Source organism: bacterium, from assembly GCA_021372535.1.
Taxonomy (GTDB): domain Bacteria; phylum Latescibacterota; class Latescibacteria; order Latescibacterales; family Latescibacteraceae; genus JAFGMP01.
The window spans coordinates 1-11,169 of record JAJFUH010000119.1; the positions used below are offsets into that span (position 1 = coordinate 1).

Annotated in this window: 7 protein-coding genes; 4 read left to right on the top strand and 3 right to left on the bottom strand. The window is 49.9% G+C overall.

Annotated elements, in window-relative coordinates:
* Positions 1–472 precede the first annotated feature (472 nt).
* Positions 473–1,189: a CPBP family intramembrane metalloprotease gene (locus LLG96_11365; GenBank protein MCE5250807.1), complete on the bottom strand. Its 717-nt coding sequence runs from the start codon at positions 1,187–1,189 to the stop codon at positions 473–475.
* Between the two features lie 388 nt (positions 1,190–1,577).
* Between LLG96_11365 and LLG96_11370 the strand changes: the two genes are divergently transcribed.
* The 4 genes from LLG96_11370 to larA all read left to right on the top strand — a co-directional run bounded on the left by LLG96_11370 (position 1,578) and on the right by larA (position 6,293).
* A complete protein-coding gene (locus LLG96_11370; GenBank protein MCE5250808.1) occupies positions 1,578–2,936 on the top strand; it encodes an AGE family epimerase/isomerase in 1,359 nt (452 codons plus the stop codon).
* 110 nt (positions 2,937–3,046) lie between these two features.
* Complete coding sequence (locus LLG96_11375) at positions 3,047–3,943, top strand: aldo/keto reductase (protein MCE5250809.1); 897 nt, start codon at positions 3,047–3,049, stop codon at positions 3,941–3,943.
* 147 nt (positions 3,944–4,090) lie between these two features.
* A complete protein-coding gene (locus LLG96_11380; protein ID MCE5250810.1) occupies positions 4,091–4,933 on the top strand; it encodes a hypothetical protein in 843 nt (280 codons plus the stop codon).
* A gap of 85 nt (positions 4,934–5,018) precedes the next feature.
* Positions 5,019–6,293 carry a nickel-dependent lactate racemase gene (larA, locus tag LLG96_11385; protein ID MCE5250811.1) on the top strand — a complete coding sequence of 425 codons (1,275 nt, stop codon included), beginning with the start codon at positions 5,019–5,021 and terminating at the stop codon, positions 6,291–6,293.
* A 191-nt stretch (positions 6,294–6,484) separates the two neighbouring features.
* On the opposite strand, the gene LLG96_11390 is transcribed toward larA, so the two are convergent.
* Positions 6,485–9,538 carry a hypothetical protein gene (locus LLG96_11390; GenBank protein MCE5250812.1) on the bottom strand — a complete coding sequence of 1,018 codons (3,054 nt, stop codon included), beginning with the start codon at positions 9,536–9,538 and terminating at the stop codon, positions 6,485–6,487.
* A gap of 222 nt (positions 9,539–9,760) precedes the next feature.
* Complete coding sequence (locus LLG96_11395) at positions 9,761–10,909, bottom strand: Gfo/Idh/MocA family oxidoreductase (protein ID MCE5250813.1); 1,149 nt, start codon at positions 10,907–10,909, stop codon at positions 9,761–9,763.
* Positions 10,910–11,169: the final 260 nt, after the last annotated feature.

Below are 11,169 nucleotides of genomic sequence, written 5' to 3' on the forward strand. Positions count from 1 at the left end.
TTTATATGTTAACTCTATTGTGCCAAAAATGCAAGCAAATTATTACTCACTTATTATTTCAAAGGTTTCCCATTGAGATACTATTTTTCTTTTGATGCATAAATGATAGAATTATTTCAAATTGTTATAATTTTAAACCTTTGAAAAATTGAAAAGATCATACTTGTATTGATCATCAGTTCCCATACTTCCTGTTTGGAATAAAGTTCGGAGATAAGGGCAATTTATTGTATTTCATAGAATTATTACCCTCACTCCCGGTCCCTCTTCCGTAAACAGGAGAGGGAAGCACAGCATTATATCAGGCATTCGAACATATTACCGATAATTAATGCAAAGGTTTCAGGATATAGAAACTACGGATCGAAACGCTGCGGTTAATTGATGATTGCAGACTCTCGGAAATCGAGCGGGAGTTGACAGCTTGTCCGGTTCAACCGCATGAGGGAGCGTATGCAGCACATCCAAGATTTCACTTCAGTATGGCTGGCAGTGTCAATAACATGGCGAGAGTGTTTAACAGACAATGCGTCATAATGCCGATATACACACTCTTTTTACGCCACACCATATATACCATCGGTGCAATGGCCACTATTCTTGTCAGATTCTGACAGGGGCTGAAGAAATGATACAGCGAAAAGAGGATCGTGTTCAGAACGGGCGCCCCTATGCCACTCAAAGGAATCCGCGGCAGCAGATACCCGTGAAAATAAAGTTCCTCGACAAAGGGTAATGCAAGACCGTTGACCGCCAACCCGAATACCCACGTTGCGATCAATGCATTCTTTGAATAGCTCGATGATCCTCCCGAACCGACCAGCCAGTCGAGCGACAGAAAAGGAAACCTCCCGATAATAAAATGCTGCTCATGCGGGCCGATGATAAAAAAGCAAAAGAACATCCATACCAGAAGAGGGAGAACGATAGCTGCGTATTGGAGAACTGACAACCGGTTTTTATACGGGATCAATACATTTTCCGGCATTGCACCCGTATCGTTCTTCTTGGCGTGAATCAATACTCCGAGTTCATATGGTATCAGTATTATCGGCATGGTCAGGAACAGCGCAAAAGAATCCGGCAGTCCTCGGGGTTTGAAAAACCGTGCCGCAAAGCCATAAAAGAAAAACGCAAGTATACCCGGAACCAGATGTTGCCGTATAACCCAAAATAAAGAACGATTCATGATTACAGTCTCCTTCGTATATCCTCGGTCCAGACCGGTTTAACCGTTAAAGGCGAAGATATGTTATTTGTACGAATCTTATGTTGTTCTTTTTATTTTCATTGTCTTTGACGCGTTATTTTCATCAAAAATTTCATGTATTTCACTATTTTATAAAATTTTTTACAAGACGAATCACTGATAAATGTTATTCTGTGAAGACTAATTGACATACAGGAAGAAATGGAAGCCTTAAAGGCATGGTTTCATGGATTGAAGCCATCCGGTATTCCGAAAAGAGAGGGAATGCTTGGGTTAAAAACATATCTTGACTTTTTCAGGAAAGAATAAATTATTGTATCAATGCATAATTAATGTAAACAATACCTCTGATAATCAAGGAGACATTATGAACCGAAGGAATTTTTTTGGGACATCCCTTGCCGCCGGGTTGACCGGCACTGCCAGTCTGTATGCCGAACCAGCTGCGGTCCAGACAAACTATAAGATGATGGGATTCAAGGCTCTGCCGGAAAAAATCGCGGGGATGTCATACGAAGAATTACGGGATGATTACCGCGACCGCCTATTCAAACAGTTTCTCCCCTTCTGGGATAAAGGCGGATATGACAAGACGCGCGGTGGATTCGTAACCGAGCTCAGAGACGACGGCTCCATAGAGACCGATGAGAAATACATCTGGTATCAGGGACGCGGTATCTGGGTATATTCCTATCTCTATAACAACTTCGGCAAAGACCCGAAATTTCTTGAGATCGCAAAGAAATCCCGCGATTTCATGGTGAAATACATGTACCGCGGCAACGGCATGTGGGAACAGATGGTGTACAGCGACGGAAAACCGAAAGACCGGAGCGACCAGGGGAGCGGCGCCGATATTTACGGCCCGATGTTCGCCGTGGCGGGACTCATCGAATACTTCAGGGCTGCCGGTAACGAAGAGGACCTCGAAATCCTGAAAACCACCATCTGGAAATCGGTCGAGCGTTATAACAATCCCGATTACCCGGGCGTTACCGTTCCTGGTATAACAAAAACGGGATTACGGGCGCAGGGTCATTCGTTTATGATGGTCTGGACTCTCACCCAGCTTCTGGAATTTCATTCCGACCCTAAAATCGACGCCCTTGTCCGCGAGCATGTCGATCATGTCCTGAACGACTTCTGGAACCAGGATTACGGAATTTCCAACGAAACACTGTTTCACGATTATACCCATATCCCTTCGGAGTCGACCCATTTTTCACCGGGCCATTCAATCGAAACACTCTGGATGGTCATGCGCGAGGCGCTCCGCGAAAAAAACGGAACCATCTTCTATACCTGTAAAGGCCGCATCCGCCGTATTCTCGAAATGGCATGGGACTATGTGTATGAGGGTCTCGGAGACACCGAGTATTTCGTGTTCGGCTCGCCGGAACAGTGCGCTGGTGGTGTTTTCGACATGAAGACCATGTGGGCGCACTGCGAGGTTCTGGTGGCGACCATGCTCACGCTCGAATATACAGGGGATGCTTGGGCTCTCGAATGGTATGAGCGCGCGCGGGCGTTTACGCTCCGAACCATGCCCACCGCTTGCGGCGTCTGGCGTCAGGGAGTCGACCGGTTCGGCGCCGACAAACAGCGCCCCGGTATATCCATATACCGGAAAGGCAATTTTCACCAGCCGCGCTATATGGTGTATAATCTTCAGAGCCTGGAACATATTATCCAAAACAAGGGAAAACTGACTGCTTTCCCTCTTTAAGCTGTTCCTTAAGGTCAGGGATCGAAGGGGGACTGCTGTCGATTCCGACAGGACCGTAAGAACGGTTGTACGCATGACCGGGCGAAGACATTGACAGGAGGTAGACCATAATGAATCATAAATCCCGTAATACGATAAACCGAAAGGAATTTCTGCGCCGTTCCGTCGGAGGTCTCATAGGTCTCGGAGCTGCCGGGTTATCCGCACCGTCGATTGTGCAGAGAGCCCATGCGGCAGGAACCATACAATACCGCACGCTCGGGAAAACGGGGCTCAAGGTGTGCCCGGTGGGTTTCGGCGGAAGCAGAACCAACGAACCGAGCATCTTCAAAATGGCGATCGACATGGGAATCAATTTCATCGATACGGGACGAATGTACTCGGGCGGAAGGAACGAGGAACTGATCGGGAAAGTGGTTAAAGATATCCGTAAAAACATTATCATCCAGTCGAAGATCGACCAGAAGATTCAAAGCAGTAAGGCTGCGATGGAGAAATCGATCGATGACAGCCTCAGGGCGCTCCAGACGGATTATGTCGACATCATGCTTGTCCGTGGAGCAACGACTGAAGAGGCGGTAAAAAATCCCGTTGTGCTGGAAACCTTTGTAAAGGTTAAAGAGGCAGGAAAAATCCGTTTCTGCGGTTTTTCATGCCACAGCGCCAATGCCCACGAAATGCTTCGGTTCGGAGCGGATACGAAGGTCTATGATATCGGCATGGTACCCTATAACCATGCCGGTAATTTTCGTCACACCGTCTATGGCATTTACAGCGAATGGGATCAGGTAGCGCTCGAAAAATCGTTTGAGTACGCTGTTTCAAAAGGCATGGGGATTGTCGCCATGAAAACCTGCTCGGGGGGACCCTTCAAGGCGGACGATAACGACCCCGGCTCTTTCCCGGAAGGGCTCGCATGGATTCTCCGTAACAAAAACGTGGGAGTAATGGCTGTCGGTATGGGAAGCTTCCGTGAGGTCGAGGATGATTTCGGGGCGATGGGATAATCCATCTTCATTCAATTCAATTGAACACGGATTTACGCTGATCAGGAGGATTTACACGGATTGATGATTATGCAGTGTTTATGTAAATGCTATACTGGAATTGTTGTTTTCGCTCTAATCGGTGGGCTGCTTTCTGCATTGCCTGTCATGGGAGAGACACCGGGGCCGCTCGACGGATTTATTATTTCCGATTCCGATGCGACCGGTTTCACGCTTACCGGAACACCGGCGTACTACAGACCTGAAAGCCTCTGGAACCATATCGACGGCGGCGCACTTCCCTACCTCGATTACGGGGTCGGAGATGTAATGACGTACCGGGGAGCTTACGGCCCCGACAGCACAGTCATCGTAGTCGATATCTATGATATGGCCGACAGCCTCGGCGCGTTCGGAATCTATTCGAGCGAGCGCTTTCCCGACTATACATACATTGATATCGGTATCGAGGGTTATCTGGCAGAGACCGCACTCTGCTTCTGGAAAGACCGCTATTATGTTAAAGTTTTCTTCGCCGAAGAAGAGCTTTCCGACACCTCTCTTCTCGAACCCTTCGCCCGTGCAGTCGACGACCGTATCCCCGATGGCGGCGGCATGCCACGGGATTTCTCAGTGTTCCCCACGGAATACAGACTCGAAAGAACGGAAGCATATATCGCCAAAAACGTTCTCGGGCAGGAATATCTGAGAAACGCCTTTGTTGTTTCCTACAGGCGCGGGGATAAGGAATATCAGCTCTTCCTCATAAATGGGGAAAATCCGGAAGAGGCTGAAAAAAGCTTCACCGCATACCGTAATTTTCTCAACGAATACGGCGAAATTGACAAGACACCGGTAAACATCGGCGATGAAGCTTTCACCGGCAGGGAAAGCTGGTACGGCACCATTGTAGCAGCCCGCACGGGGAAATATATTCTCATTTCGGCGGGGCTGTCCGATATCGACAGCGTTCGTGCCGTTTTTGAATCCATGGTAACAGGTCTTCAGTGATTACAGCATATCCACGGTGTGACATGTATTCATATCATACTATCCACCTGGTTTTGATACGAACAGTGTGATCGGGAGAATTACGGTGAAATACCATTTCCCCTATTCATACCTGCCGCCGCTCGAAATTCCGGACAGAAACCTCATCGGAATATTCGAAGCGGGTCAGGTACAGCCAGCCGAACCTCCCGACATGATCGTCAGAAAGGCTCTCGAGAAGCCCATCGCGGCGCCGCGTCTTTCCGAAGCAGTGGGCAGCGGAGATAATGTCCTCATCCTGTGTGATGACAACACCCGTTACACCCCGGCACATCTCGTTCTGCCCCATATCATCGACGAACTGCACCGCGGGGGTGTTACCGACAGCCATATCAGGATTCTGGTTGCCTCGGGGACACACCGGAAAATGACCGGTGAAGAACTGATTGTCAAGCTTGGGGAAACGGTATGTAAAACCTACCGCATCGAACAACATTATCACGACCGTGATGAAGAACTGGTTCCGCTCGGGCTGAACATCGGCGGAGTCGAGTTTCTCATTAACAGACGGCTCAGGGAGGCCGATTTCATAATCGGAGTCGGTAATATCGTTCCGCACTGTATCAAGGGTTTTTCCGGCGGAAGCACCATCATTCTGCCGGGTGTGAGCGGCAGTGACGCTATCGGCGCGATGCACTGGCTGAACCTTGACAGTTTCGGCGAGGAAATTCTCGGAATCCGAGACAACAAAGTCCGCCGTCTCATCGACGAGGTGGCGTTAAAAGCGGGGCTGAGCTATATTGTCAACACGATAGTAAACAATAACATGGAAATTGTACATGCCGTTGCCGGAAATCCTGTCGAAGCCCATAGAACCGGCGCCGAAACCGCTTCCGGTATCTTTACGGTGATCATCCCGAGCCGGGCTGATATCGTTATTTTCGATGCCTTCAAGAACGATCTCGATTTCTGGCAGTCGACCAAAGGGCTCATACCGGCGTACATCTGCATGAAACAGGGTGCCGTGGTGATCGATGTTGCCGAATGCCCGGAGGGAATATGCCACAATATTCCGGAAGTCGAACAATACGGTTTCAAAGACCTCGATGCAATCATGAACCTGCACAACAGAAAAATTCTCCACCCGGTTGTCACCCATAATCTCATCTCCGTCTACCGGGTTGTCACCGAACGGGGAATGTGTATGATGGTCAGCCGCGGCATTACGAGAAAATCCGCCGAACATACCGGCCTTCTCTATGCGGAGACCCCCGCGGAGGCGCTTGAAAAGGCGTTCGGGATGAAAGGGCCCGACGCATCAGTTCTTGTCCTCCGTCACGCCGGGAACATCCGTCCCCTCATCCGGAATACGACCGCCTGAAGCAAAAACTCAAGACAGAGAAGGCTTTGGGGGATTATTGTGATTCTGCAAATAAATTATGATACTATTATTTGGAATAGAAGCCGAATCGAGTTCGGCATGACGTCATTCGATGCTACTGTTTAATCGCAGGAGCAATAAAGATGGAATGATTGCGGTATAATCAGAGATATTTCATAATCTCTCTCTTCTTAATTTTCGATCAGGACCGACACATCGCCCGTAATGCCAAATGGCACGAAATGATAGGAATCCGCCCAGTTATCTCCATATTCGAAATGCCAGGGACCGGTAAACCGGGGCTCCTGTTCAATGTGGTGATGAGGGCCCAGCAGATTTCTGAGACTGCCAATAACCTCGATTTCAATCGTATTTTCGCCGCTCTTTACCCAGGGAGTTATATCGAGTTCGAGCGGCTGCCATGCAAGGTATCCGGCTTCGTGGCCGTTGACAACGGCTCTGCTCACCACCGCATCGATATGCCCGCAGTGCAGAACCGCTCTTTTGAACGTGGAACGCTCCGGTAATACAAAGCGCTGACTGTATGTCATGCTGCCCGGATAAAACCAGTATCCCTGCGGGCCGAGGTCGCCGGTAAGTATCTCGCCCGATGGTTCCTCGGCAAAAGCGAATTTGTCGGCACTTGTCTGTTTTACCCTGAAATCACCGGCAATGTATACACTTTCAAGCTCCATACCATAACTGAGACGTTTTCTCTCTGTTTCCCGTTTGCCCGGATCGATGGTCTCGATGTATGCATCGATATCGCCGATAAAAAAACAGGTCAGGTCGATGGTATTACGTCCCTTGACGAGCCGGTTCCCGATGGAAATTTTCCTGAAACTGATATCCCAAAAATAACCGGCGTCGTTTTTCTCCGTTTCCCGCCCGTTAACGGTTATGGCAAACTGTTCCGGAGTTTCGAGAACGAGAAAAGTTCCGTCCGGAGGTTTTATTCCGGAATCGAAAGTAAACCTCAGGGTCACCGACTGGTTTTTCTTCATATCGCAAAGGAGTTTATGAGTTTTTAGAACAGGCATTTCCTCGCTCCATCCGTCCATGTCATCGGTTCTGAACTGGCAGTAATCGAGGGTAATGGCGTTCGGATGATTGCGTGTGAACGACCATGTATTCTTAAGATCGATTTTACGGACAGGGACAGGAGAATCATTCGTCACCGTTTCCGGTTTCGCGCTTTCGTCCAGAACGAGAATGTGCAGCCCGGCGGGAGCGAAAGTCAAACCGGTGGTAATCGTGCCATCTCCGATACTGCACGGAAGCGAATGTGATGTGCCGTTTTCGGGATTCCATTCCTCGAGTTTTCCCGTTCCGAGAATAGAGACACGGGTAGAAACTGCTGTATCCCTGCTGATGTTCGCAAGGACAAAAATTCTCATATTCCCGTTGATGCGCTCTTGACTGTAAATCGTTCCGGCATCGTTGCCTTCCTCATCGACAACGGTGATTCGCGCACCAGAAAGCGAGTCGAGGATATTCCTGAGTTCGGCACGGCTGCCGGAAACTCTTTTTACGGAGGCGAAAAACTGTGAAAGCTCCGGTGAATCCACTCCTTCGATCATCGTTGGAGTCGGCCCGACCGTAATGACCGTTCCGCCGTTACGCCTGAATTCCCGGAGCAGATCGAGCGTTGTTTTCCGCATGGTCAGGGAGGACGGAACGATAACCGTGCCGTACGTTTTCGAGCCAACCCTGATACGGTTCCCCTCGACCGATCCGTGACGGGACATGATCCGCTCATCGCCGTAATCGTAATCACGGTGAATTTCGAGGAGATGACGGCTGAGAGAAACAAATGCATCGTTGAGGCGGGCCACTTCGGTGTCTTTATAAATTCTGACGAACGTATCCCACCGGTAACCCGCACCGGGAATGTAATCGGTAATCATCCACGCGCTTTCGATGGGGTGAATCACGAGGATGTCGCAGGTATGGGAACCTCTCGTGAGCATATAGAGGAGCCGCGCCGTATAGGTGTTAAAATACCGGTAGTGAGGCCACCACGGCTGCTGATAGTGGAGAGATGCCGGGAAGTCCCGTTTCCGGTGCCCCCGGAGCGAATAGTGTGCAAGGTGCATACAGGGAAAGTTAACCCCGAGCACATACTGCCACTCCCCTATCCATCTCATGTCCTCGAACGTGACGTTCCACCCTGCGGTACCATATGTCTCAGTGAGCACCCTGCGGTCGCCCATCTGGTGAGCGACACTTGCGACCTGTTTGGGAAGGAGCGGATCGGCGATGTCGCGGCTCAGGTGGTCGATGCCCGGCATCTGCATGAATTCGTAATGCGGCATGGCAGCGCCGATATGGGCGGTCTGCACGAACAGATTGTCCTCATGGAGCATGTGACCGGTAAAAATGAGATTGTTCTCGCTGCACCACCTGCCGATACGTTCGGTGTAATTCTCGATGAAACGATCGGTCATCACCGCATAAAAATCATACCGCGCCTTTGCGGAACCCTCCCCGCGATAGAAAATGAACGGCAGCAAGGGTACAATATCATAGCCCTTTTTTTCCCTGAAATAATCCGGAAAACCATACGTCCATGGCGTAAACGACCAGTTGGGTTCGTCGGTGAAAATACCGGGGATTGTATTACCAAATTCACCGGAAAACCGGGATTTAAACGCCCCGTGGGTGAGCTCCATGAAACGCTCGACCACCTTCGGCTCGAGAAGATCGGAGAACCAGTTCGGCAGTGTGCCATACCGGCCGTAATAGACCCACACTCTCAGTATCGTGTTCCCTTCCGGGGCGGCAGATGACCTGTCAGGCGGCAGAATCTTCAGGTCGCTTATACGGTTTCCATTCAAGCGGGCGGTGAACAGGCCGACAGTCGATGAATCCCTCCGGAAGGTTTCCAGTTCGCCGGGCTTGATTTCAGAGCACATGAGGGTTTTGATAACATACTCAGGCCCCATACGGGTGATCCGCCCGCCGACCGATCCGCTCGGCCAGCGATCCTCATCATAGAGCCATATATCGAATCCGAGACGTTTCCCCTCATCGATACACGCTTCGTACATATCCATATATTCCTGCGACAGATAGGGCGTGATCATGCCTGTTCTCGGGTGGAGGAAGGCACCGCCGAGCCCCTGGTTGTGCATCTCGCGGATTTGCCTCCGCAGCTCCTGTTCATCGAGGAGATCGTTCCACGAGAAAAATGGAGCCCCTGCAAACCGTGAATCCGGCTGAGTAAAGTTCTTTTTTGTCTCCATGTATCCGGTTTCAGCCGCGATCATACGAAGGGGAAAAAGAAAAAGGAAACATATCGATAACACTCTCGTCATTTACCAATCCAATCATTGAGGGTAGTAAAAAAAGTATCTTTCTCACATACCCGATGATGAAATATAATGAAAGGCTGATTATTACCGGCCGTCTCAATCATGAAGAGGAAATCGACAAAGGTACGAAAATATCCGGATAACCCGTTTGCCTTACCTGAACATGTCTTTGGGATATTCCTCAACTCCCGTATCAGCCTGGACATAATAATCGTCCTCCAGCTCGTCGATGCGGACTTTCCCGCCGTTCCGTTCCCGCCAGGACCTGACACCGGCAAGGAAAACAGCGGTTTTTTCGAGAATATGGTCGTAAGTCTGGGGCATCTCCCCACGCTCCACCATCTTCTGAAACTCGATAAGGGGGGTGTTGAAGTACTCGTACCGGCGCATGTCGTAGTCTTCCATATACAGAAGGCTTGTCTCGAATGTTCCCTTGTTCGTGATCACTTTAATCCATGCGTTCGAGTCGACATCGGAGCTGTTGACAAGGCAGGCAAAGAACGGCGGATCGTCTCCGCGGGGTTTGAACTTGATCGTCCATGTCGTGGATGTCGTTTTATAAATGTCCTTCCCGGCAATATCGGCGCCGACACTTTCCACACCCGGCCCGGCGCATGCCAGTATGAGCCAGATGCCGTGAATATCATGGGTGATGTCGGTCGAGGCATTATAGGCGACGATTCCGTTGATTGTCGGGTGTTCGCTGTCTCCGGCAAGGGATTTCAGCTTGCGGCGCATTGCCGATGCGGGGAAACAGAACTCCCATGACGAGAGCGTGCAAATGGGGGTGCCTGTCTCCTTCGACATGTTCACAATTGCCTTTGCCCGGCCCATGCTCGAAGCGAAGGGCCTGTTGAAGAATACCGGGATGCCGGCTTTAAGGTACGGCGCCGCAAGCTGCGGCCAGTGGTCGATTGACCATACCTCGCAGATCATCACCGCATCGACCTTCCCGACCATATCATCGTAGTGCTCAACTTCCTGAACATTGAATTTTTGGGCAAATTCGCGCTGGTGTTCCTTATTGATGTCCCACACATGAGTCATGACCATACCGTTCATGCGGGGCAGCGTCGTGTTGTTCTGAGGCACCGGATTGATCATGGGACCCCAGATGCTGAACAGATGGTGTTGATACCCCGATGTCAACGCCCCGATACGGATAAGGCTGTCATGGGTCGGCGATGGTTTCCACTGCCGTGCATGGGCGATTCCGGGGCTTCCTGCCGAAAGCGCCGAACCGGCAGCGACAGCACCGGCTACCCGAATACCTTTTGATATAAAAAATCGCCGGGTTCCCATATTGTTTCCTTTCGTAAAAAGGTTAATATTGTCACATATCCCGTATCATAACGAGGCAGAAGAGAAATGTAAAGAGCATTTCCATAATTGTTTGAGAGTATAGAGCCCGATCAATTCTTAAAATTTTATGATACGCGGATATTCGCGGGTTTGTTTTTTATATGAATACTGATAATTCCTCATTACAGTATAAATACTATGTTGTCCTTCTGTCCTTCTGTCCTTCTGTCCCTCTGTCCCTCTGTCCCTCTGTCCCTCTG

Coding starts and splice junctions, on each gene's coding strand:
- LLG96_11365 (MCE5250807.1), bottom strand. CDS start 1,189: ATGAATCGTTCTTTATTTTGGGTTATACGGCAACATCTGGTTCCGGGT.
- LLG96_11395 (MCE5250813.1), bottom strand. CDS start 10,909: ATGGGAACCCGGCGATTTTTTATATCAAAAGGTATTCGGGTAGCCGGT.
- LLG96_11380 (MCE5250810.1), top strand. CDS start 4,091: ATGGGAGAGACACCGGGGCCGCTCGACGGATTTATTATTTCCGATTCC.
- LLG96_11370 (MCE5250808.1), top strand. CDS start 1,578: ATGAACCGAAGGAATTTTTTTGGGACATCCCTTGCCGCCGGGTTGACC.
- LLG96_11390 (MCE5250812.1), bottom strand. CDS start 9,538: ATGGAGACAAAAAAGAACTTTACTCAGCCGGATTCACGGTTTGCAGGG.
- LLG96_11375 (MCE5250809.1), top strand. CDS start 3,047: ATGAATCATAAATCCCGTAATACGATAAACCGAAAGGAATTTCTGCGC.